This is a genomic window from Tepidibacter formicigenes DSM 15518 (genome assembly GCF_900142235.1).
Taxonomy (GTDB): Bacteria; Bacillota; Clostridia; order Peptostreptococcales; family Peptostreptococcaceae; genus Tepidibacter; species Tepidibacter formicigenes.
In genome coordinates, this window is the sequence record NZ_FRAE01000005.1 from 1 (window position 1) to 24,117 (window position 24,117).

The following is a 24,117-nucleotide window of genomic DNA, read 5'->3' on the forward strand; positions in this document are numbered from 1 at the left end:
AAAGTTAGAAATACTGTTTCTTTAAAAGCTGATGTTTTACTGGCTTGTATTTCTCAGTTAGTTGCGTTTGTTTTAATGTTTAAGACTAACAATATCCACAATCCTCTTGCTATTAAATCTTTAATTGCTTAAGTTTTTTTAAACTCTATATCCTTTTTAAAAAGGTTTTACTGAACCTTTATTTAACTGCGTCTTTTTTTGAATATTACTGTTAATAACTCTTTCTATTTAGTAATTTCAACTCAATTTTTCTGTGGATAACCTTTCACTCTATTTTGCAACTACCTATTTCTTATATTTTATGTATTTTATATAGAATATATTAATTATTTTATATATATATTCTATATTTTACTTTAAATTATTTTATCAATTTTCTTAATTTTCTGCAAATGTTTTTTTAATAAAGATGACATGCAACACAATGTCCCGGAGCTACTTCTTTTAACTGAGGTTCAATCTGAGCACATTTATCCATTGCATATCTACATCTAGTTCTAAATCTACACCCTGATGGAGGATTTAACGGACTTGGTACATCTCCTTCTAGTATTACCCTTTTACTATCTCTAGCAGCCTTTGGATCTGGAAGAGGTATAGCAGATAAAAGTGCCTGTGTATAAGGGTGTGATGGTTTCTCATAAAGTTCGTCACTTTCTGCAATTTCAACTAATTTTCCTAAATACATAACTCCTACTCTATTAGAAATATGTCTAACCATAGAAAGGTCATGTGCTATAAATAAATAAGTAAGTCCAAGTTCATTTTGAAGATCTTCAAGCATATTTACAACTTGAGCTTGTATAGAAACATCTAGTGCTGATATTGGTTCATCTGCTATTATAAATTCTGGTTCAACTGCTAAAGCTCTTGCTATTCCTATACGCTGTCTTTGTCCTCCTGAAAACTCATGAGGATATCTAGTTGCATGGTCAGGATTAAGACCAACTATATTTAAAAGCTCATGTACTCTTTCAAGTCTTTCTTTTCCACTTGCAATACCATGTATATCAAGAGGTTCTCCTATTATATCACCAACTGTCATACGAGAGTTTAAAGATGCATATGGATCTTGAAATATCATCTGTATTTTTTTTCTATAAGGTTTTAATTCTTTTTGATTTAAATTCGCTATATCTTTCCCATTAAATAATATTTCTCCACCTGTTGGATCATAAAGTCTTATAAGAGTTCTTCCCGTTGTAGATTTACCACAACCTGACTCTCCAACTAAACCTAATGTTTCACCTTTTTTAATATAAAAACTTACATCATCAACAGCTTTTACATATTGAGTTTCTCTTCCGAAGAATCCTTTTCTTACAGGGAAGTATTTTTTTAAATTTTTTACATCTAATAATATTTCATTTTTACTCATTATTCTTCCCCTCCTTTAAATTACCATTTATTTCATCTACCCTTGGAGCATCAGGATGAAGTAACCAACACATAGAACGATGATTTTCTTTAATATAAGTATATTCTGGCATTTTTTCCATACATACTTTCATTGCATATTCACATCTTGCTGCAAAAGGACATCCTTTTGGAGGTTTTAATAAATCAGGAGGCGAACCTGGTATTGGAATTAATTTTTCTTTGTTTTCTTTATCAGTAAGTTTTGGAACTGATTTTAAAAGTCCCAGTGTATATGGATGCTTAGGATTATAAAATATATCATCCGTTGATCCTTCTTCCATTATAAGTCCACCATACATAACAATTATTCTAGAGCATACATCTGCTACAACTCCTAAATCATGAGTAATTAACATTATAGATGTATTTAATTTATTTTTTAAATCCTTCATAAGCTCAAGTATTTGTGCTTGAATTGTAACATCTAAAGCCGTAGTCGGCTCATCTGCAATTAAAAGTTGTGGTTCACAGGAAAGTGCCATGGCAATCATCGCCCTTTGTCTCATACCACCTGAAAATTCATGTGGATATTGATTTACACGTTTTTCGGGACTTGGTATTCCAACAAGTCTAAGCATTTCTATAGCTTTTTTCTTAGCATCAGCTTTAGATAGCTTTTGATGCTTTATTATAGCCTCCATTATTTGATCTCCAACAGTATAAACAGGATTTAAAGATGTCATAGGATCTTGAAATATCATACTTATATCATTTCCACGAATACCTTGCATATCTTTTTCTGATTTTTTAATCAAATCCTCTCCATTAAATAATATTTCGCCACCTATAATTTTTCCAGGATGTTGAAGAAGTCTCATAACAGACATTGATGTTACAGATTTACCACTACCAGATTCTCCAACTATACCTAATGCTTCTCCTTTATCTACATGAAAACTTACTCCTCTTATAGCTTTAACTTCTCCTACATGAGTAAAAAAGGAAGTTCTCAAATTTTTTACTTCTAATAACTTTTCTCCCATTTTTAATATTCCCCCCTTCTATTTGCGCATACGTGGATCTAGTGCATCTCTTAATCCATCACCTAAAAAGTTAAAAGCAAGCATTGTTATAGATATTGCTAAAGATGGGAAAAATAATTGATAAGGATATGTTCTTATAGATCCCAAAGCATCATTAGCTAAAACCCCCCAAGACGCCATAGGTGCAGAAACTCCAAGACCTATAAAAGATAAGAAAGCTTCTGTAAATATAGCACTTGGTATAGCCATTGTCATAGTTACAATTATTGGTCCCATTGCATTTGGAATAAGGTGTCTTAAAAGTATTCTAAAATCACTTGCCCCAAGTGTTTTTGCAGCAAGCACATATTCTTGTTCTTTAAGCGAAAGTATTTGACCTCTTACTAGTCTTGCCATACCTAACCAATAAACAGAACCTAAAGCGATTAATATACTCTTAAGTCCAGATCCAATTACTACCATCAAAAGTATAACATATAATGTAAGAGGAATAGTGTATAGTATATCTACTATTCTCATCATTACATTATCTACTTTTCCTCCAAAATAACCAGAAATACCTCCATATAATACTCCTACTACTAAATTTATAATTGATGCTACAAAACCTACTGTAAGAGAAATTCTTGCTCCATATAATACCCTTACATATAAATCTCTACCGTGTTTATCAGTTCCAAACCAGTGTTGAGCATTAGGAGACTGATTTGCCATCATAAGATTTTGATCTGAATAAGAATACTTAGCTAGCATAGGTCCAAATATAGCTAGTAAAATTAAAAATATTAAAAATACTAAAGAGCCCATAGCAACTTTATTTCCTTTTAATCTTCTCCATACGTCTTGCCAGTAAGTCATTGATGGCCTTGCTATTTTTTCTAAGTCTTTTTCATCTTGACTTAAAGGTTCCCATAAACTCTTATCTATATTAACATTTTCCATTATATATCACCCCTTAATCATCAAATTTTATTCTAGGATCAACAAATGCGTATAATATATCTACAATCAACATAGTTATTACCAAAAATACTGCATAAAATATTGTAACTCCCATTATAACAGTATAATCTCTATTACTTATACTTTCTACGAAAAATCTTCCAAGTCCTGGGATTGCAAATATTTTTTCCACAACAAAAGACCCTGTAAGAAGTGCTGCTGCTAATGGTCCTACATATGTAATTATAGGAATTAATGCATTTTTTAAAGCATGTTTGAATATTACTACTCTTTCACTTAATCCTTTTGCTCTAGCAGTTCTTATATAATCCTGTGAAATAACCTCAAGCATAGTAGATCTTGTAAGTCTTGCTACAAAGGCTAGTGAATAAGCTCCAAGAGCAATAGTTGGCATAATCATTTGTTCGAATGTTCCCCATCTAGCAGCAGGAAGAATATTCAGTTTAACCGAAAATACATAAATCATAAGAGTTGCTATTACAAAGCTTGGTATTGTAACTCCCGCTATTGCTAAAAACATAACTGCATTATCTATCCAAGTTCCCTGTTTTAACGCTGCTATAACTCCTATTGGCACACCAATTAATAATATCAATATGATTGCTATACTACCAAGTTGTGCTGAAGCTGGAAATGACCTAGCAATTATTTCATTTACAGTTTGACCTTTTAATTTAAAAGAAGGCCCTAAATCTCCTTTTAATACACTTCCCAAATAATTTGTATACTGCTTAAACATAGGTTGATCTAAATTATATTTTTTCATCAATGCTTCTTCTATAGCTGGAGGTAATTTTTTCTCACCTGTAAAAGGCCCTCCAGGTATTGCATGCATTAATACAAATGTAATTGTAATAATAAAAAACATAGTTATTGCCATAGCCCCCAAACGTTTTAATACATATCTGCCCATAATTTCACTCCCTTATTGTTTAAATTTTTTTACACATGAAATATAATTTTTAAAGGTTGCATTTTTTATATATATTATATTATTTTGAGAAATATTGCAATACCCTCTTTTTTTCATTTTTAATGTAATTTCAACATTTCGAAAAAAAATTCATATATTTACTTTTTTTAGGATTTTATACATTTTTCAAATAATTAATAGTGATAATAACATTGTATTCTTTTTTGATTTAACAACTATTATATTGTTTTTTTATTATTTCTACAATTATTTTTATATATTCTTTAAATTAGCAAAGAAAAAGGGTGGAAAAATTTCCACCCTACATATTATTAATAGATTCTATTATTAACTTATTTACTATTTGAGGATTTGCTTTACCTTTACTTGCCTTCATTACTTGTCCAACTAAGAATCCTAGCGCTCTATCTTTTCCATTTTTATAATCTTCAACTGATTGCATATTTTCATTTAATATATTAATTACTATTTCTTTTATAGCTCCTTCATCTTGTATCTGAGCAAGACCTTTTTCTTTTATGATATCTTCAGGCTTTTTACCAGTCTCAAACATTTCTCTAAATACTTTTTTACCAGCATTATTATTTATTTTCCCTTGAGAAATTACTTTTAATAAATAAGCAAAATCATTAATATTGAATTTAAGATCGTTTAAAGTTATTCCTTCATCATTAACCCTTCTTAAAAGTTCTGTCATAATCCAGTTACTTATCATTTTAGGATCATTAAATTCTTTGACAACTTCTTCAAAATAATTTGAAATTTCTTTGCTTCCTGTTAAAACTTTAGCATCATAATCTGGTAATGAGTATTCTTTTATAAACCTAGCTCTTTTAGCATCCGGAAGCTCTGGAAGATTTTCCTTTACATCATTTATAAATTCTTCACTGATTTTAATATCAACTACATCAGGTTCTGGAAAATATCTATAGTCCTGAACACTTTCCTTACTTCTCATTGATATAGTCTTATTTTGGCTATCATCCCAACGCCTTGTTTCTCTAACTGTATTTTCCCCATTTTCTAAAAGCTCTTTATGTCTTTTTTCTTCATATTCCATGGCTTTTAAAGCAGCTTTAAATGAATTTAAGTTTTTAAGTTCTACAATATTAGACTTTAATCCATCTTCTCTTACAATATTCACGTTTACATCACATCTTAGAGAACCTTGTTCCATTTTAACGTCAGAAACATTAGTAAATAGTAAAACTTCTTTTAGTTTTTCTAAAAATTTATATGCTTCCTCTGGTGAATTCATATCAGGTTCTGTAACTATTTCAATTAAAGGTACTCCACTTCTATTGTAATCAAGTAAAGTATCTCCACTCATATCATGAAGTGATTTCCCTGTATCTTCTTCTATATGTATTCTTCTTATTCTTATTTTTTTAGTGCTTTTGTCTTCTTTTTCTATTTCAATATAACCATTAGAACAAAGAGGAATATCATATTGAGATATTTGATACGCCTTTGTAAGGTCTGGATAAAAATAATTTTTTCTATCCATTTTAGTTTCTCTTGCTATATCACAGTTAAAACTAAGTCCTGCCATTATTCCATATTCAAGTACTTTCTTGTTAAGAACAGGAAGTGATCCTGGAAGTCCTAAGCAAACAGGACAGCAGTTAGTATTTACATTAGCACCAAATTCATTTTTACATCCACAAAATATTTTAGTATTAGTTAAAAGCTCTGCATGTATTTCAAGTCCTATTATAGTTTTGTAACTCATAATTTCACCTCCAATTTATAAACTTACTCTTTTATTTTTAAAGTCCGTTGCACATTCAAACGCATAAGCAACCTTTAACATAGTAGCCTCATCAAAGTGATTTCCTATTATTTGCATTCCTATAGGAAGTCCATTTTTAAATCCACATGGAATAGACATACCCGGAACTCCTGCAAGACATGATGGAATAGTACATATATCTTCCATATACATTGTCATAGGATCTGATGTTTTTTCTCCTATTTTAAATGCAACATTAGGAGCTGTAGGAGTTATAATAACATCTACATCTTCAAAAGCCTTAACAAAATCATCTTTTATTAAAGTTCTTACCTTTAACGCCTTTTTATAATAAGCATCATAGTATCCAGCACTTAAAGCATAAGTTCCAATCATAATTCTTCTTTTAACTTCATCTCCAAATCCTTCACTTCTAGATTTTATATAAAGGTCTTCTAAAGAATTATATTCATTAGCTCTATATCCATATCTAATACCGTCAAATCTTGCAAGATTTGAGCTCGCTTCACTAGGAGCAAGTACATAGTATGTAGCTACAGCATAATCTGTATGAGGAAGAGATATTTCTTTAACCTGAGCTCCCATTTCTTTTAAAAGTTCTATTCCTTTAAGTACTGCATTTTTTACATCTTCATCTACACCTTGTCCAAAGTATTCCTTAGGAACTCCTATTTTTAGTCCTTTTATATTGTTATCTAAATACTTTGTATAATCAGGAACTTCAACATTAGCACTTGTTCCATCCATATTATCTTTTCCTGCCATTTCTCTTAATACAAGAGCACAGTCTGTAACATCTTTTGCAAATATACCTATTTGATCAAGTGATGATCCAAAAGCTATAAGACCATATCTTGATATTCTTCCATATGTTGGTCTAAGCCCAACAAGTCCAGTAAGAGAAGCTGGCTGCTTAACAGATCCACCTGTATCAGAGCCTAGTGAATAAAAAGCCTGTCCTGCTGCAACAGCTGATGCAGACCCTCCTGATGATCCACCAGGAACTCTAGTTAAATCCCACGGATTTTTAGTCTTTTTAAAAGCTGAATTTTCAGTAGAAGATCCCATGGCAAACTCATCCATATTTGTCTTTCCAACCATTACAGCTCCAGCTTTATTTAATCTTTTTATAGCTGTTGCATCATAAGGTGGTACAAAATTTTCAAGCATTTTAGATGCACAAGTAGTTTTTATTCCATCTGTACAAATATTGTCTTTTACAGCCATAGGAACACCAGCAAGAGGTGATAGATTTTCTCCTTTTGCTATTTTTTCATCTATTTCTTTAGCCTTATTTATTGCATATTCTTCAGTTAAGCTTATAAAAGAGTCAACTTTTGGCTCTACTTCTTTTATTCTATTTAATATACTCTCAGTAAGTTCAAGTGATGTTATTTCTTTATTTTTTATTTTTTCACTTACTTCTTTTAAAGTCATTTCATATAATTTCAATTTTTTCACTCCTTTCTAACCTAATACTTTAGGTACTTTAAAGCATCCCATTTCCTTATCAGGTGCATTTTGAAGTACTTTTTCTCTATCTAAAGAATCTTTGACTTCATCTTCTCTAAGTACATTCACAAGATTAATAGGGTTATATGTTATATCAGTATTTTCAGTATCAACACTTTGAAGCTTTTCTACAAAATCTAATATATCACCTAATTTTTTTGATATACTATCCATTTCCTCTTCTTTAAATTCAAGTCTACACAAATTAGCAACATGTTTTACAGTATCCTTATCTAACATAATTTCACTCCTTTCAAACAAAATACATAAAAATTATACCTTTTTTAGCTAAAATAATCTAGGTTACTTATCTATATTAATATAATTTTCTACTTCTTCCTTGGAATTTAAAACAATTAAATTATCAAAAGTATCCTCATCTATAACCTTAATTCCAAGATCGTTTGCTTTATCAAGTTTCGAACCAGCATCACGCCCTGCAAATACAAAAGTAGTTGATTTACTTACACTGCCAGTTACTTTTCCACCCAATTTTTCTATTATCTCTTTTACATCATTTCTTTTATATTTTTCAAGTGTTCCTGTAAGTACAATTTTCATTCCATCAAATATTTTAACCGTACTTTCATCATCTTCTTTAAAAGACTTTAAGTTAACTCCAGTATTTTTAAGTTTTTCTATAACTTCAATATTTTTTTCATTTTCAAAAAACTGAACAACACTTTGAGCCATGACACTACCAAATTCCTCAAGTTTTACCAAATCTTCTTCTTTTGCATTTATTAATTCATATATATCCTTAAAGTTATTTGCTAAAATTTTAGCTCCTTTACTTCCTACATATTTTATTCCAAGCCCAAATATAAGTCTTGATAAATCATTATTTTTAGATTTTTCTATAGAATTTATTAAATTTTGTGCTGATTTTTCTCCCATTCTTTCAAGAGGAACCAAGTCTTCTTTTTTAATATAGTAAATATCAGCTACGTCATTTATTAAATTTTCTTTTAATAATAAGGTTACTATTGACTCTCCAAGACCTTCAATATTCATAGCATCTCTTGAAACAAAGTGTATTATTCCTCTTCTTATTTGAGCTGGACAAGATATATTAGTACATTTTATTGCTGCTTCTCCTTCAACTCTTATGGTTTCTTCTCCACACTCAGGACACTTTGATGGCATTTTAAATTCTATTTCACTTCCATCTCTTTCATCAAATACAACCTCAACTACCTCAGGAATTATATCTCCAGCCTTTTGTATTATAACCTTATCCCCTATTTTAATATCCTTTTGTTTTATATAATCTTCATTGTGAAGTGTAGCTCTACTTACAGTAGATCCTGCAACTTTTACAGGAGCAAGAATTGCTGTAGGCGTAAGTGTTCCTGTTCTTCCAACTTGAACTATTATGTCTATTAGCTTTGTCTTTTTTCTCTCTGCTGGAAACTTATAAGCTACAGCCCATCTAGGACTTTTAGCTGTAAATCCTAATTCTTTTCTTTGATTTAAATTATTTACTTTTATAACCATCCCATCTATATCAAATTTAAGAGTTTCTCTATTATCCTGCCAATATTTTATATAATCTATGACTTCATTTATATTTTTACAAACCTTATAATTAGGACTTATTTTAAATCCAACTTTTTTTAAGTATTCTAAACTTTCACTATGAGTTTTAAACTCTTTTCCTTGTATATCTTCAAGATTAAATATAAATATATCAAGAGGCCTTTTAGCTGTAATTCTAGGGTCAAGCTGTCTTAGTGATCCTGCTGCTGCATTTCTTGGATTTGCAAACAAACTAAGTCCATTTTCTTCTTGATAAGCATTAAGCTTTTTAAATTTATCCCTTGGTATAAATACTTCTCCTCTAACTTGCAAGTTTATATTTTCTTTTAGTTTTATTGGTATGGATTTTATAGTTTTAAGATTAAATGTTACATCTTCTCCAACGACTCCATCTCCACGAGTTGCTCCTAGTTTGAAAATTCCATTTTCATATGTAAGTACTGCTGAAAGTCCATCTATTTTAAGCTCTACAACATACTCTACATCTTTTCTTACTATCCCTTTTATTCTTCTATCAAAATCTATTAAATCACTTTCTGAAAAAGCATTAGAAAGACTAAGCATAGGTACTTTATGAACTACTTGATTAAATTTTTCAAGAGGCTTTCCTCCAACTCTTTGAGTTGGTGAATCTTCCTTTTTATATTCTGGATATTTTTCTTCAAGTTCTATAAGTTCTTTAATTAAATTATCATATTCATAATCTGAAATTTCAGGATTATCTTCTACATAATATTTATGGTTATGATAATTAATAATCTCCGTAAGTTCATCTATTTTCTTTTTTATATTCATTTTCATCACCTTTCAAAAATTATTTCACATATTAAGCCTAAATTTTATTTTATCATTTGTAAATATTATTTTGATTTATTTTTCAAATTTATGCTGAATATATAAAAGTATTGATGATATTAATGAAATATAAAAAGTTAAAATCCAAATTTGATTTATGGTACTACCATTTTTCAAACAAATACCTGAAATATAAGGTCCTAAAGCATATCCTGTTCCTGAGATTATAGGTATAATAGCATTAAATCTACTTCTAAAATTTATAGGTGTATGTTTTGATATATATGAGTCTACATTAGTTGCACTAAATATTTCTCCTATCGTCCAAATCACTGTAGAAATAATAAATAAATAAAAAAGTTTTATATATGCAAGCATACCAAATCCAAGGGCAAAAAATATACCACATAAACTTACGCTTAATAAAGGCGGAAGATTTAATGTTAAATTAGTTATAATAATTGTTAAAACTACTACTACAATTCCATTTGTAGCCATTAAAATCCCATACAATTTAGCTCCTTCAACTCCAAAAATTTCTTGCATTTGTAAATTCAAAGTGAAAGAGTGCTGTGAGTATACAAAATTTTGAAATGCTATTATTACAGAAAAAATCAAAAGAAAAGGTCTTTTTAAAAGTACAGTAATTAAAAGACCTTTTTCTTCTTTTTCATTTTTTTCAAGAATATCATTTATTTTATGTATATCTTCTTTATTAGGTTTTGTTTCTTTAATAAATACAAAAATTAAAGTACTTGCTAAAAAAGTAGTAATTCCATCACCAAAAAAAATTAACCTTGTATAATTTTTATACAAAAGTCCTGCTACAACTGGTCCAATAGCAAAGCCTAGATTTCCTGCAAGATAAGAAAGAGAAAATGCTCTTTTTCTTTCTTTATAAACTACCAAATCTGTAATCATAGATGTTAAAAGAGGTCTTGCAGCTCCATTAAATACTCCTGATAATATTAAAAGCCATGGGAGTATATGTGAATAATTTAAAAATCCACAAATAAAAACACATAACCCTGCTAACATTTGACATATTACATATGTTATTTTTCTTCCAAAAAAATCTCCAAGCCTTCCCCCTATTATAGAGCCAGGAACATATGATACCATTGACATCATTACAAAATATCCTACTTTATCTTCATTCATATTTAGTTTATCAGAAAGAAAAAAAGTTATAAAAGGAAATACAAAATTCCCCAAAGAATTTATAAATCTTGCAATAGATATAATATATACTTCTTTAGGTAATCCCCTATAAACATTAATTTTTTTCATAATTACCCCCCCTTTATCAAATAAAGCATATCTTAATCAGGATATGCTTTATTTAGACTTTTAATATCCTCTATTTAAATCTACAACATTAATCAACTCTTCATCATATTTATATCTTTTTAAATTTTCATAAATAGACTCAAATCTTCTCTCATTTCTTTTTTCTGATATCCATGAATTATGAGGTGTTATAATAACGTTTTCAAAATCCCAAAGTGGACTTTCTTTTGAAAGAGGTTCCTTTTCAAATACATCTAGTGCAACTCCCATAAATTTATTATCAGCTAGTTTTTTAATAAGTGCTTCTTCGTCTATTATACTTCCTCTTGATATATTTATTAAAACAGATCCATCCTTCATTTTGTTAAGCCTTTGCATATTCATTAAGTGATGAGTCTTTTTAGTATAAGGAATAGCTAAAACTACCACATCACAAATTTCTAAAAAGCTATCTATTTCATTCATAGAAAAACACTTATCAAAATAATCAATTTTTCTTCCACTTGTATTTAATCCATAAATATTAACGCCGAATCCTTGAAGTCTCTTCGCTCCTTCTACAGCAATAGTTCCAGTTCCTATAAATCCTACTGTTTTTTTATAAAGCTCCATTATGTCAGTATTAATTTTCCATTTCTTACCTTTTTGTCTTTCATAAAACTCTCTACTACTCTTATATATTTCAAGAATTTTTAGTACAATCCATTCTCCCATAGGAATGCTGTATCCACCTTTATTATTAGTTAAAATAATTCCTTTTTTATTTATATAATCAAGTGGAGCTTGGTCTATTCCAATACTAGAAAGCTGTATTAATTTTAAGTTTTTTAATTTTGTTATATCTAAAGTTTCAAATGGATTGTAGCAAACTAAAATATCTACATCCTCTATTTCTTTTGTATTAGTAATTTCTCTTTCATAAACATATACTACTTCATATCCTAAATCTCTAATACTATCCATTTTTTCTTTTCCATAATCATATGTAAATAGAACCTTCATATTTATCCCCCCATAACTAAGATATACATATCATTATATATTATATTTCTTTTTACAAAAACTAAAATTTTTAAAAAAAATTTTAGTTTAAATGAGCTTTTGCAAAAAGCAAAACTTATTCCTAGTAAAAAAGTCTTTATTCTAAAGATTTTACAATGTAGACTTTTTTAAAATTTCATGGCGCCAACGAATTCTAACGAATTCCGTTGCTTAAAACTCATAACGGAATTTATATTTATCCACAATTTAAATAGGAATATAATTTCCTATTCGTTATAATAAAAATATAGGCGTTTAAGATTAAACGCCTATATTTTTTATACAAGACCTAAAATTCTTGCAATTTGTGTAGTAATAAAACATATACAAATTGCTACTGCACTTGGCATTAATGCAGCAAACAATGTCCATTTAATACTCCCACTTTCTTTTCTTATAGTCCATAATGTTGTTCCACAAGGAAAATGAAGCAATGAAAATAACATAACATTTAAAGCTGTAAGAAAAGTCCATCCATTAGCTATGAATAAGTCTTTCATAGCAGATAAACTATCTAGTTCAAGCATATAACCTTCTGCCATATAACTCATAATGAGTATTGGAATTACTATTTCATTAGCTGGAAGCCCTAAAATAAATGCCACTAAAATAAATCCATCAAGACCTATAGATTTTCCAAAGGGTTGTAAAAATGAAGCCATATGAACTAATATACTTTGATCTCCTACTATAATATTTGCAAAAATCCATGTTATAAGTCCTGCTGGTGCTGCAACCACAATTGCACGACCTAATACAAAAATTGTTCTATCTATTATAGATGTATATAGGGTTCTTAGTATTTGAGGCTTTCTATAGGGAGGTAGTTCTAGTGTAAAAGAAGATGGAACTCCTTTAAGTACAGTTTTTGAAAGAGTCAATGAAGTTATCAAAGTTATCAAAATTCCAAATAAAACCAAAATAGATACAAAGAATGATGCTACCAAAGTAGAGTACTTACTTGCAAATGCTCCTCCTACAAATATAGATGCTATTGCAATTAGTGTAGGAAATCTTCCATTACAAGGAACAAAATTGTTAGTAATCATTGCTATTAATCTTTCTCTTGGAGATTCAATAATTCTACAAGCAATTATACCAGCAGCATTACATCCAAATCCCATACTCATAGTAAGTGATTGCTTTCCATGTGCCCCTGCTTTTTTAAACAGTCTATCTAAATTAAATGCAACTCTAGGTAAATATCCTAAATCCTCAAGAAGTGTAAAGCAAGGAAAAAATATAGCCATAGGAGGAAGCATTACAGATATAACCCATGCTAAAGTTCTATACATCCCAAGTACTAATATTCCATGAAGCCATTTAGGCGCATTTAAGCTAATAAATAATTCTGTAAGCCTTTCCTCTATACCAAATAAAAACTGTGCAATAATAGTTGATGGAACATTAGCTCCTGCTACGGTTACCCAAAAAACTAATCCTAGCATAATAAACATTATAGGATATCCTGTAACTTTAGAAGTTAATATATCATCTAATTTTTTATCCCAATCTACTTTTTTATCCTTATTTCTTGTAACTACCTTTTTTGCAATTTCCTCAGCTTGATTATATATATTCCCTACCATATCATCTCGAATTTTATGCCTATTTTCTATATTAGTTTCATTTATTAAATTTGATAGTTCACTTACTTTATTTACATTTTTTATATTATTCATAATCAATTCGCCTCTTTTTCTATATCTATATTTTTTTCTTTATGCATATATCTGTAAATTGAATCGATTATTGTTTTATCTCCTTCAATAATTCTTAATGCAACCCATCTTGGGTCAAGTTCATCATGTATTATATTTTTTAATTTAGGTAATAGCTTTTCAATTTCATATTCTATATTTGAAGAATATCTTATTTTTTTGGGAGTAAAGGTTTCAATTTTTAATGCAACATTATACACTTTATCCATAAGCTCTTTAAGCCCTTCTCCTTTTCTTGCACAAGTTCCTATAACAGGTATTTTAAGTTCTTCTTCAAGCTTTTTTATATCTATATTAATTCCTTTTCTCTTAGCTTCATCTAAAAGGTTTACACAAAGTACTACATTATTAGTAAGCTCCATTACTTGAAGAGCTAAATTCAAATTTCTTTCAAGACAAGTTGCATCTGTTACTACAATAGTAGCATCTGGTTTTCCAAAACATATAAAATCTCTTGCTACTTGTTCTTCAACAGAGTTAGCTAATAGTGAGTATGTTCCTGGAAGGTCTACTAATGTGAATTTTTTATCTTTATGATTATAGCTTCCTCGAGCATTAGATACAGTTTTTCCCGGCCAGTTTCCTGTATGCTGATTAAGCCCTGTAAGTGAATTAAAAACTGTGCTTTTTCCTACATTAGGATTCCCTGCAAGTGCTATTACTAATTCATCTTTAGCTGCAACCTTTATATTGAAATCTTCTAATAAAACCGATCTTTTACACGTTTCACATGTACATCCCATAATAACATCTCCTTTCTATTTATCTATTACTTGAACTAATATTTTACTCGATTCTTCTTTTCTAAGAGCAATTACAGCTTCCTTTACCTTATATGCTATAGGGTCTCCTAAAGGACTTTTTCTTAAGGCTACTATCTCTGCTCCTGGAACAATTCCTAAATCCAACATTCTTCTTCTAGAAAGTCCATCACTTAATAGATTTGTAACTCTACCTTTATATCCAATCTCAAGTTCACAAAGTTGAACTATCATAATTCCCCTCCTTAATTAGCATGGCTAATTTTAGATAAATTTGTTCACAATATAATAATATGGTTTTTATATGAATTTTGTTCCACATGAATCGTTCATTTTCAAACAAAAAAAATTCGCTTCATGCTATCGCATGGCTCATGTCGCCAACGAGTCCTGGCGAACTCCGTTGCTCAAAATAGTTGATACTTTTATTCAGTTACCAAAGTTACAGTTTAAAAAATTTATAGTTTTTTATAGAAAAAAAAGCCTCGATTAATACGAGACTTAAAAAATTTTAGCACTTATAAACTGCTCTTTATATTCAACTGAATCTTCCTTATTATGAATGAGAGGTGCTTTAATCTTAAATATTACTACTTTTATTACCCCTTTATTATTTTTAATTAAATTACTTTTATATGAAATTGTGTATTTTATTTTATAAGAAGTATTTTCTGTATGTTCTTCATAAATTTCTTTAGTAGTATCAATTTTTATATGATCTTTTGGCAAAAACTCTTCAACTATATTTAAAACATCTTTCATATTTAAAGTGTTATATTTGTGTAATGTAATAAAAATACTATCTACTATTTTATAACTTCTTTTATATTTCCTTAAATTATATTTAATACTAAATATATTATAGTTCCAATCATTTTTATTATATTCACCTATGCTTTTTGTATAAGAATTTGAGTATATAATATAATCATATCCAAATTCACGTTTAACTCTTTTATCAACTAAACTATAATATTTTTTTACATTTTCTTCATAATCACCTAAGCCATTGCCATTAACAGTTGCTTTATTTACTTTAATTGATTTTTCTTTAATGTAATTTTTAATCTTATAAATATGTTTCATACTTATATTAATATATTTATCAATATCATCTTTAGAAAATTTAATTTCCTTTTCTTTTATAAATCTTGATATAAGAAAAATCAAAATTATAAAAAGAAAACATATAAAAACAATTCCAAGTAAATTAAATAAAAATTTTCCAAATATTAAAAAAAATATTATTAATAGTATAGCTATTACAATAGGAATTTTGAACACTCCCTTTCACATCCTAAATTTCAATTCTCTATCTTTAATAATACTAAATGCTTATCACAAATAAAAGCAAATAATCATTTTTAAATTTGTTAATTTTTTGACTTAATTTGCAAAAATTATATTTCAAAACACGAACAATTGAGTGTAAATATTTTTTATCGTTGCAATTATTTGAATTTTTAATAAAATTTATTTTTTAATATGATTTAAAAATATTCAAATAATTATTTTTTATTATTAATTCAAACACATGTATGCATTGAAATATCTAGAATTTATAAGTATAGACAAAAAAATACAAAATATATTAAAATTGGGTAGACTTATCAAGAAAAATCATATATAATCTAACTTGTTGAAACCGCGGTTGATAATTAAGTAACTAAAAAACGTTTTCATAAGGATTCATAAAAACTTTAAAAAGGAGAATTAAAAATGGCAAGAATACTTTTAGGAATTATGATTCTTTCTGGAATACCATTTACACTAATGCTTTTTAAATCTTATTCTAAAAGAAAATCTGAAGGAAAACTTGAAAAAGAAAGCTTTATACAAATCGGTTTAGTTGGAGCTTTTGCAAACTTTTTTGATACTTTAGGATTAAGTAGTTTTGCAATTGAAACATCTTTATTTAAAAACTTTAAATTAGTAGATGATGCTAAACTTCCTGGAACATTAAATGTAGGTGCTACAATTCCAACATTATTTCAAGCTTGTATATTTATAGCATCTGTTGAAGTTGAACCTTTAACACTATTTTCTATGATTGCAGCAGCTCTTGCGGGAGCAATTATAGGAGCAGGACTTATATCAAAATTACCAAAGAAAACTATACAGCTTGCAATGGGAATTGCATTACTTGCCATGGCAGTAATTTTACTTGCAGGTCAGTTAAAACTTTTCCCTGTTGGTGGAAATGCCATGGGACTTAGTGGAGGTAAACTTGTTATAGCTATAATTGGTAACTTCATATTTGGAGCTTTAAATACATTAGGTATTGGACTTTTTGCACCATGTATGACTATGGTTTATATGCTAGGTATGGCTCCAATTGCAGCCTTCCCTATAATGATGGGTTCATGTGCTCTACTACTGCCTTTTGCAGGAATGAAATTCATAAAAGAAGATACTCATTCAGCTAAAGCTTCAATGGCAGTTAATATAATGGGACCTATTGGAGTTTTAATAGCTGCATTCTTAGTTAAATCAATGAATGTTTATCTATTAAAATGGTTATTAATATTTGTTGTTCTTTACACAACAGTAATGATGTTCAAATCTTACAAAGAAAATGTTTCTAAAACTAATAAAAACGTAGCTTAATACTTAGTGCCAAAGTATTCAAATACTTTGGCACTTTTATTTCTAGATTCATCAAACTCTGTAAAATAAATTCCAATTCTGAAATTTAACTTGTTATAGGAAAATTTTATAAGTCAATGTAGTGCTATAATTTTTTTCTATTTGTAAGTTTAGACATGTTTTTATAAAATATTGTAATAAAGTTAATTTTTTGACACTAAACTTAGGAGGTCTTATATCAAATGATTTTTAAAAAATTCAAGAACAAAACAGGCGTAACTATTGCCATGGTTTTAATAACAGCAATGATTGCTACTGGTTGTACAAATACTAAACAAGAATCTTCAAATGCAGATCAAAATCAAGAAGTTACTCAATCAGTAAATATTAATACTGATTCTCTTAAAGAAAAGCTTTCAAAAGAAAACGTTTTAGTTGTGGATACTCGTTCAGATGAAGCTTTTAATGGATTTAAACTTAGTGAAGATGTAAAGGGAGGACACATTCCTGGAGCCATTCAGTTCCCTACTTCATGGCTTGATAAGGTAAAAGATGATAAAGAACTTCAAAATCTATTAAATGAAAAAGGTATAAATAAAGATTTAGAAATAGTTGTTTATTCAGATCATGGTGAAGAAAGTATGAAACTTTTAAATTATCTTAAAAAACTTGGATATGAAAAAGTATACAACTACTCATTTAGTGAATGGTCTAAAGATGATAAAAATGAAATTGTAAAATATCCTAATTTCCAAGTGTTAGTATCACCTCAATGGGTTAAAGACCTTATAGATGGAAAAAAACCCGAAACTTATCTAGGAAATGGATATGTGCTTTTAGAATGCAATTATGACGGTATAAATATTTATAAAAAAGGTCACATTCCTACAGCACTTCAATTTGATACTAATGAAATTGAAGCTCCACCTGAGTGGAATGTTAAATCTGATGCTGAATTAGAAAAGGTAGCTAAAAAATTTGGAATAACTAAAGATACTACTGTGATAGTATATGGTAATCCTTCAATGGGTGCTGAAAGAGTCGCTTTAGCAATGATGTACTTAGGAGTTGAAGATGTACGAGTTTTAAACGGTGGTAAACAAGCATGGCTTGATGCAGGATTTGAACTTGAAACAAAGCTTAATGAACCAAGTCCTGTAAATGATTTTGGAACAAAAACTCCAAAAAATCCAAATTATATAATAAATATTCCTGAAGCAAAAGAAATTCTAGCTAATGAAAATGGTGCACTTGTAAGTGTTCGTACTTGGGATGAGTATATCGGAAAAACAAGTGGATACAGCTACTTCGATAGAAAAGGTAGAATAAAAGGGGCTATATGGTGTAATTCTGGTAATACATCTCAAGATATGGCAAATTTTGAAGACATAGATGGTACTCACAAAAGTATTGCAGAAGTTGAAAAATACTATAAAGAAATAGGCTTAAGTAAAGATAAAAAAGTTTCATTCTACTGTGGAACAGGTTGGAGAGCCAGCCTTACATTTATAGATGCTTATATTTTAGGTTGGAAAGATATCAGTGTATTTGATGACGGATGGTTCCAATGGAGTCTTGATCCTGAAAACAATCCTATAGAGATAGGCGTTCCTAAAAATTAAATTTAAAAAAATAATCGGCATTAAATTTAAAAGTTTAATGCCGAAATTTTTTAAAAAAGTATTTTAATATATAAGGAGTGATTTCTTGAAAAATAAATATTTATCAGCAATAATTTTTATAATAGCTATAGCTGACTTACTAGATTTTTGGCCAAAATATCAATTATATCTAAAATTCAAGTCAATTTTTCAATTAGGAGAAATACTTTCACAGTCATGTGAAATTGTATTTTTTATATTTTTAATTACTTCAATTTTAATTTCATCAAAGAAGTTTCATGTTATATTAATAGGAATAATAACTGTACTTATGGGAAATTTACTTCATTTATCTCTTGATATTTATAATGAATATTTTACACTTCGCAATTTATTACCTAGATTCGGGTACATAATTATGTATTTATCTATACTTAAATTTTTAATTATAAAGCTATATAAAAAAGAAAGTAAAATTTTTATTTCTGAACATATTGGATTTTTCTCTGGCCTTATAGCTTCTTTAGTAGTAGGTTATGAAAAAGTAAGAGCAGGGATTTTTGAATCTAATATTTTTTCAATTCATACCTTATATGGTATAGGTATGGTAATTATTATAGTAACTTTCTGGATAATATTAAGTTTAAATAATAAGGATGTTGAAAAAAACTTCTCTGAATAAATTAGAGAAGTTTTTATTTACTTTATATCATAATATTTCCTATTTATTATAAGAAAAATATATGCCTATGTTACATGTTTTCATTATCTAGATACATTTATCTTATTTGGTAAATTTATTATAAATACCCATTTCTTTGGCATTGTATGCAAATACAATAGATGTTAACATTGTTAATGAATGACAAAGGAGGGATAGATAATGAAAAAGATTTTATCGAGCATCCTTTGTGTTGCCTTACTATTTGGTAATACTACTTCATATGCACAATCATATATTATGCATACAATTAAATCAAATGATACTTATATGAAAATATCTCAGCAATACAATAAAAATATCTATGAACTTGAAAATCTTAATAAAAATTTAGGAAATATACTATACGAAGGTTCTTTAATGAAAATTGAACCTCTAAATCAAGAAAAAACTATATCTATTAAAGTTGATGGAAATACAATATCTACAGATCAAGATCCATATTTAGAAAATTCTCGTACTTTTGTACCTATTAGATTTATAGCTGAGGCTTTAGATATTGATGAAATTAATTGGGATGATAACACTCAAAACGCTATATTAAAGAATGAAAACACAACTATAAAACTACCTATTCATTCAAATAAAGCTGTAATTAACGGAAAAGAAATAACTCTTGATGCTCCAACTAATATTTATAATGGGAGAACATTTGTACCAATTCGCTTTATTGCTGAAGCATTTAATTGTAATGTAAATTGGGATGATAAAAATTATACTGTAAATATTAACACTAATAAAAGTGTTCAAGCTTCTAGTACTGCTTATACTAAAGAAGATTTGTATTGGCTTTCAAGACTTGTACAAGCAGAAGCTCAAGGTGAGCCTTATGAAGGAAAATTAGCAGTTGCTAATGTAATTATAAATAGAAAAAATAGTTCATTATTCCCTAATTCAATAAGAGAGGTTATATTTGATCAAAAATATGGATTTCAGTATACACCAGTAGCAAATGGTGAAATATATAATTTCCCATCAGATGATAGCATAAAAGCTGCAAAAGAAGCTTTAGAAGGATATAACAACATAGGGAATTGCCTATACTTTTTAAATCCTAATACTTCTACAAATTTTTGGATAGTACAAAATAGAACATTCTATATACAAATAGAAAATCATGATTTTTACTTGTAATCAAAAAAGTATGGATTTTAAGTCCATACTTTTTTTAGATCATATCTAAAACAATTTGTATAGCGTAATCTATTAATTTAGGTGTTCTTTCTAATAAGTCCTTTTTATATACTCTTTCTGTGAATTTGTGAATGTCTTTTCCCCATGGCCCAATATTTACAACAGGTATAGATAATTTTTTTATGCCTTCAAAATATATACTATAAACTTCATCCCAAAGAGGCATGTTTGGTCCTATAGCTTTTTTAACTTCTTCATGATTATTTAAAAATGTATAACTCATATCTGATATTCCCATAAAATAATTTTTCTTTTTATAATTTTCATTCCAATTTTTTGCTGAATATTCATTTATTCTATCACTTAAATATTTAATAGTATTTGATAAATCATTAAAATCTCTATTACATACATTTGGATAATAAGGTGGAGATAATCCTATTATTACTATTGGCGATATATCTTTTATATATTCTAAAGTTTTTTCTATTAAAATAAAACTTGCTTCCTGCATATTTATTTTTTTGTCTTTTATATTGATCTTTATATTATCCATTGTTTTTTTATAATCATTAATAAATGCATCTTTATACTCACTTTTAGCTTGATTATAAAGTTCATCAAAAGTTTTTACATTTACACGCCATGGAAGCTTTTTAGATTTTTTATTTATTCTATTTAGATACTTATTATAATTTTCATTCATATTATCTAGTACTTCTTCAAAAGACTCTTCACATATTTTTTTAATCTTATTAATAATTTCATATGGAGATGTATATAGATTTAATATACTAAAATATCCACAAGCACTTCGAGGTATAGATACATCATAAAATTTTTTATTATCTCTAAAGTAAGTCCAAGATGGAGGAGGAGTTATCTCTTCATCCATTACATCAGAAAAACCTGTATTAAGCTCTGTTCTTCTTACAATACTTGATAATAATGATACAGGATTAAATCCTTCAAATATATCTCCTACATGAGTCTGCTTACCTCTTACATATACAATAGGCATAATTTTACCTACTGAACCTTCATAAATAACCCCTTCATTTTCTTTTTCTCTTTGATGAGGCTCTGAATTAATTAAAAGCTTATAGTTTAAATTAAATTTTTCATTTAATTCATTTAGTAAATAAATAGCTTCCCTCATACCAGCTGATAAACATTCTTCATCTGGTACTGATATAATAAGTAAATTACCTTTAAAAGCATTCAATTTTGAATATTTATCTATAAGATACAATTGTATCGAAGCTCCTGCTTTCATATCAGCAGTTCCTCTTCCAAATATCCACTCTCCACTACCAAGCTCTTTTTCTATTTCATTTGGAAGTTTATATTCTTTTATAGTTTTCATTAATTCAAAAGGTGAATAAGCATATTTTGAAAGCTTTCCATAATCTAGTTCATTTACAACATCATGATGATGTATAAGAACTACTGTATCATTTCCACTTCCCTTTACAAGTCCCCAAACAATACTTCTTTTTAAATGATCATTATTTAATTTATATAACCCAAAATTTTCTTTGTTTTTTATAAAATAGTCATTATTTTCAAACCAATTATATAAATATTCTTCAATATTTCTTTCTAAAGAGGTTCCTGTATCACTTTTAATACCTACTAGTTCCAAAAATATTTTTTCTATGTAATTATTCATATTTTCATTTACCCCCTTCCATAACTTTTAATATCAGCCATTTTTTATTATAATAACTACATATTCTATAAAAACTTTTATTTTCCTTTATTAGTTATTTCTGTATAATTGAAATAAATTAACTAATAATATATTAAGAAATTAAAGGAGTGATAAAATGAATAACTTTAATGCTAATCTTGAAAAATACGCACAACTTGCAGTTAAAGTTGGAGTTAACATTCAAGAAAATCAAACTCTTGTTGTAAATTCTCCAATAGAATGCGCAGATTTTGTAAGACTTATAGCAAAATGTGCCTATAAAGCTGGAGCTAAAAATGTACATGTTGAGTGGAGTGATGAAGAGCTAAACCTTATAAAGTATCTAAATGCACCAGAAGAAGCATTCAATGAGTTTCCTAAGTGGAAAGCTTATGGATATGAAGAGCTTGCTAAAAATGGTGCAGCATTTCTATCAATTTCAGCATCAAATCCTGAGCTTTTAAAGGATGTTGATCCTAATAGAATTGCTGCTGCTAATAAAGCACGATCTCTTGCTTTAAAAAACTATAGAGAATATATAATGAACAGCACTGTTGCTTGGTCAATAGTTTCAATACCTACAAATGGATGGGCAAAAAAAGTATTTCCTGATATTCCTGAAGATGAAGCTGTTGAAAAACTTTGGGAAAATATATTTAAAATAGTTAGAGTTGATAAGAATGATCCTATTGAAGAATGGAATAAACACTTAAAGAATATGAATGAAAAAGTTAACTTCTTAAATGAAAAAAAATTTAAAAAGCTTCACTTTATTTCAAAAGACACAGACTTAACTATTGAACTTCCAGAAAAGCATTTATGGGCTGGTGGCGGAGAACATAATGCAAAAGGAACTTATTTTGTTGCCAATATGCCAACAGAAGAAGTATTTACACTACCACTAAAAACAGGAGTAAATGGTAAAGTTAAAAATACAAAGCCTTTTAACTACGGTGGAAACTTAATAGATAATTTTACTTTAACTTTTAAAGATGGTAAAATTATAGATTTTTCAGCAGAAAAAGGATATGAAACATTAAAAAAACTAATAGAAACAGATGATGGAGCAAGCTATCTTGGAGAAGTTGCTCTAGTACCTTATAATTCACCAATTTCAAATTCAAATATAGTTTTTTACAATACATTATTTGATGAAAATGCATCCTGTCATTTAGCTTTAGGTATGGCTTATCCTATTTGTATAGAAGGTGGAAGTAAAATGAATGAAGAAGAACTTGAAAAAGCTGGTGCTAATAATTCTTTAATCCATGAAGATTTTATGATAGGTTCTAAAGATCTTGACATAATAGGAGAAACAAAAAATGGAGAAAAAATTCAAATATTCAAAAATGGAAACTGGGCATTCTAACTAATATTTCTCCATTTTTAGATATTTCCCAGGAAAAATAAACATCATTAATCAGAGTTATATAAAATATATAAAGAATTGCCAACATAAAAACAGATTTTAAAGTTTATGTTGGCAATTTTTTTATAATGAATAGGAAATTATAATCCTTTTGAATTGTGGATAAATATAATTTTCGTCATGAAATTTCAAAAAAGTCTACATTTAAAATCTTCAGAATGAAGACTTTTTTATTAAGTATTAATGTCATTTAATTTTTTTGTTCATATACTAAATGTAGTAGCTTTTAGTTAGTAATCATC

The 24,117-nt window shown here is 28.2% G+C and carries 20 protein-coding genes; 5 read left to right on the plus strand and 15 right to left on the minus strand.

Translation table 11 applies throughout. The annotated features are described in order from the left end of the window. Window positions 1-400 precede the first annotated feature (400 nt). From BUA77_RS00555 to BUA77_RS00620, 14 genes are all read right to left on the minus strand, one after another. Window positions 401-1,378, minus strand: a complete 978-nt coding sequence (locus BUA77_RS00555) for an ABC transporter ATP-binding protein (RefSeq protein WP_072886465.1) — start codon at window positions 1,376-1,378, stop codon at window positions 401-403. Continuing rightward, the gene (locus BUA77_RS00560) at window positions 1,371-2,402 is read right to left on the minus strand and encodes an ABC transporter ATP-binding protein (protein ID WP_072886466.1); all 1,032 of its coding nucleotides are present in this window, start codon (window positions 2,400-2,402) and stop codon (window positions 1,371-1,373) included. The genes BUA77_RS00555 and BUA77_RS00560 overlap by 8 nt, the downstream gene beginning before the upstream one ends. Before the next feature lie 18 nt (window positions 2,403-2,420). Next, window positions 2,421-3,344 (minus strand): ABC transporter permease, encoded by a 924-nt coding sequence (locus BUA77_RS00565; RefSeq protein WP_072886467.1) that lies wholly within the window; start codon window positions 3,342-3,344, stop codon window positions 2,421-2,423. A 13-nt stretch (window positions 3,345-3,357) separates the two neighbouring features. Next, a complete protein-coding gene (locus BUA77_RS00570; RefSeq protein ID WP_072886468.1) occupies window positions 3,358-4,278 on the minus strand; it encodes an ABC transporter permease in 921 nt (306 codons plus the stop codon). A gap of 322 nt (window positions 4,279-4,600) precedes the next feature. Then, window positions 4,601-6,031: an Asp-tRNA(Asn)/Glu-tRNA(Gln) amidotransferase subunit GatB gene (gatB, locus tag BUA77_RS00575; protein WP_072886469.1), complete on the minus strand. Its 1,431-nt coding sequence runs from the start codon at window positions 6,029-6,031 to the stop codon at window positions 4,601-4,603. A 15-nt stretch (window positions 6,032-6,046) separates the two neighbouring features. Beyond that, on the minus strand, window positions 6,047-7,513 hold the full coding sequence (gene gatA, locus BUA77_RS00580) for an Asp-tRNA(Asn)/Glu-tRNA(Gln) amidotransferase subunit GatA (protein WP_334292341.1): 1,467 nt from the start codon (window positions 7,511-7,513) through the stop codon (window positions 6,047-6,049). 6 nt (window positions 7,514-7,519) lie between these two features. Beyond that, on the minus strand, window positions 7,520-7,804 hold the full coding sequence (gene gatC, locus BUA77_RS00585; RefSeq protein WP_143151259.1) for an Asp-tRNA(Asn)/Glu-tRNA(Gln) amidotransferase subunit GatC: 285 nt from the start codon (window positions 7,802-7,804) through the stop codon (window positions 7,520-7,522). 63 nt (window positions 7,805-7,867) lie between these two features. After that, the gene (gene ligA / locus BUA77_RS00590) at window positions 7,868-9,898 is read right to left on the minus strand and encodes an NAD-dependent DNA ligase LigA (protein ID WP_072886471.1); all 2,031 of its coding nucleotides are present in this window, start codon (window positions 9,896-9,898) and stop codon (window positions 7,868-7,870) included. Window positions 9,899-9,973: 75 nt separating this feature from the next. Continuing rightward, window positions 9,974-11,188, minus strand: coding sequence for an MFS transporter (locus tag BUA77_RS00595; RefSeq protein ID WP_072886472.1), 1,215 nt, complete (start codon window positions 11,186-11,188; stop codon window positions 9,974-9,976). Between the two features lie 60 nt (window positions 11,189-11,248). Continuing rightward, window positions 11,249-12,190: a phosphoglycerate dehydrogenase gene (locus BUA77_RS00600; RefSeq protein WP_072886473.1), complete on the minus strand. Its 942-nt coding sequence runs from the start codon at window positions 12,188-12,190 to the stop codon at window positions 11,249-11,251. 317 nt (window positions 12,191-12,507) lie between these two features. Then, window positions 12,508-13,911: a nucleoside recognition domain-containing protein gene (locus BUA77_RS14620; RefSeq protein ID WP_072886474.1), complete on the minus strand. Its 1,404-nt coding sequence runs from the start codon at window positions 13,909-13,911 to the stop codon at window positions 12,508-12,510. Window positions 13,912-13,913: 2 nt separating this feature from the next. Continuing rightward, window positions 13,914-14,693, minus strand: a complete 780-nt coding sequence (locus BUA77_RS14625) for a FeoB small GTPase domain-containing protein (RefSeq protein WP_072886475.1) — start codon at window positions 14,691-14,693, stop codon at window positions 13,914-13,916. A gap of 15 nt (window positions 14,694-14,708) precedes the next feature. Next, window positions 14,709-14,945: a FeoA family protein gene (locus BUA77_RS00615; RefSeq protein ID WP_072886476.1), complete on the minus strand. Its 237-nt coding sequence runs from the start codon at window positions 14,943-14,945 to the stop codon at window positions 14,709-14,711. A 267-nt stretch (window positions 14,946-15,212) separates the two neighbouring features. Beyond that, a complete protein-coding gene (locus BUA77_RS00620; RefSeq protein WP_072886477.1) occupies window positions 15,213-15,995 on the minus strand; it encodes a hypothetical protein in 783 nt (260 codons plus the stop codon). 435 nt (window positions 15,996-16,430) lie between these two features. Between BUA77_RS00620 and BUA77_RS00625 the strand changes: the two genes are divergently transcribed. The 4 genes from BUA77_RS00625 (at window position 16,431) to BUA77_RS00640 (ending at window position 20,753) form a co-directional block, all read left to right on the plus strand. Beyond that, window positions 16,431-17,318, plus strand: coding sequence for a TSUP family transporter (locus BUA77_RS00625; RefSeq protein WP_072886478.1), 888 nt, complete (start codon window positions 16,431-16,433; stop codon window positions 17,316-17,318). A 221-nt stretch (window positions 17,319-17,539) separates the two neighbouring features. Further along, window positions 17,540-18,919, plus strand: a complete 1,380-nt coding sequence (locus tag BUA77_RS00630; RefSeq protein WP_072886479.1) for a sulfurtransferase — start codon at window positions 17,540-17,542, stop codon at window positions 18,917-18,919. Window positions 18,920-19,004: 85 nt separating this feature from the next. Continuing rightward, complete coding sequence (locus BUA77_RS00635; protein ID WP_072886480.1) at window positions 19,005-19,580, plus strand: hypothetical protein; 576 nt, start codon at window positions 19,005-19,007, stop codon at window positions 19,578-19,580. 201 nt (window positions 19,581-19,781) lie between these two features. Then, window positions 19,782-20,753 (plus strand): stalk domain-containing protein, encoded by a 972-nt coding sequence (locus tag BUA77_RS00640; RefSeq protein ID WP_072886481.1) that lies wholly within the window; start codon window positions 19,782-19,784, stop codon window positions 20,751-20,753. A 34-nt stretch (window positions 20,754-20,787) separates the two neighbouring features. Here BUA77_RS00640 and BUA77_RS00645 read toward each other — a convergent pair whose 3' ends face one another. Then, a complete protein-coding gene (locus BUA77_RS00645; protein ID WP_072886482.1) occupies window positions 20,788-22,425 on the minus strand; it encodes a M20/M25/M40 family metallo-hydrolase in 1,638 nt (545 codons plus the stop codon). 157 nt (window positions 22,426-22,582) lie between these two features. On the opposite strand from BUA77_RS00645, the gene BUA77_RS00650 reads away from it, so the two are divergent. Continuing rightward, window positions 22,583-23,815: an aminopeptidase gene (locus BUA77_RS00650; RefSeq protein ID WP_072886483.1), complete on the plus strand. Its 1,233-nt coding sequence runs from the start codon at window positions 22,583-22,585 to the stop codon at window positions 23,813-23,815. Window positions 23,816-24,117 lie beyond the last annotated feature (302 nt).

What these genes read in the sequence shown, in the direction of transcription:
- BUA77_RS14620 (WP_072886474.1), bottom strand. Translation starts at nt 13,911, where the DNA reads ATGAATAATATAAAAAATGTAAATAAAGTAAGTGAACTATCAAATTTA.
- BUA77_RS00630 (WP_072886479.1), top strand. Translation starts at nt 17,540, where the DNA reads ATGATTTTTAAAAAATTCAAGAACAAAACAGGCGTAACTATTGCCATG.
- BUA77_RS00555 (WP_072886465.1), bottom strand. Translation starts at nt 1,378, where the DNA reads ATGAGTAAAAATGAAATATTATTAGATGTAAAAAATTTAAAAAAATAC.
- BUA77_RS00570 (WP_072886468.1), bottom strand. Translation starts at nt 4,278, where the DNA reads ATGGGCAGATATGTATTAAAACGTTTGGGGGCTATGGCAATAACTATG.
- BUA77_RS00600 (WP_072886473.1), bottom strand. Translation starts at nt 12,190, where the DNA reads ATGAAGGTTCTATTTACATATGATTATGGAAAAGAAAAAATGGATAGT.
- BUA77_RS00595 (WP_072886472.1), bottom strand. Translation starts at nt 11,188, where the DNA reads ATGAAAAAAATTAATGTTTATAGGGGATTACCTAAAGAAGTATATATT.
- BUA77_RS00645 (WP_072886482.1), bottom strand. Translation starts at nt 22,425, where the DNA reads ATGAATAATTACATAGAAAAAATATTTTTGGAACTAGTAGGTATTAAA.
- BUA77_RS00565 (WP_072886467.1), bottom strand. Translation starts at nt 3,344, where the DNA reads ATGGAAAATGTTAATATAGATAAGAGTTTATGGGAACCTTTAAGTCAA.
- BUA77_RS00625 (WP_072886478.1), top strand. Translation starts at nt 16,431, where the DNA reads ATGGCAAGAATACTTTTAGGAATTATGATTCTTTCTGGAATACCATTT.
- BUA77_RS00615 (WP_072886476.1), bottom strand. Translation starts at nt 14,945, where the DNA reads ATGATAGTTCAACTTTGTGAACTTGAGATTGGATATAAAGGTAGAGTT.
- BUA77_RS00560 (WP_072886466.1), bottom strand. Translation starts at nt 2,402, where the DNA reads ATGGGAGAAAAGTTATTAGAAGTAAAAAATTTGAGAACTTCCTTTTTT.
- BUA77_RS00640 (WP_072886481.1), top strand. Translation starts at nt 19,782, where the DNA reads ATGAAAAAGATTTTATCGAGCATCCTTTGTGTTGCCTTACTATTTGGT.
- BUA77_RS00650 (WP_072886483.1), top strand. Translation starts at nt 22,583, where the DNA reads ATGAATAACTTTAATGCTAATCTTGAAAAATACGCACAACTTGCAGTT.
- gatC (WP_143151259.1), bottom strand. Translation starts at nt 7,804, where the DNA reads ATGTTAGATAAGGATACTGTAAAACATGTTGCTAATTTGTGTAGACTT.
- BUA77_RS14625 (WP_072886475.1), bottom strand. Translation starts at nt 14,693, where the DNA reads ATGGGATGTACATGTGAAACGTGTAAAAGATCGGTTTTATTAGAAGAT.
- ligA (WP_072886471.1), bottom strand. Translation starts at nt 9,898, where the DNA reads ATGAATATAAAAAAGAAAATAGATGAACTTACGGAGATTATTAATTAT.
- gatB (WP_072886469.1), bottom strand. Translation starts at nt 6,031, where the DNA reads ATGAGTTACAAAACTATAATAGGACTTGAAATACATGCAGAGCTTTTA.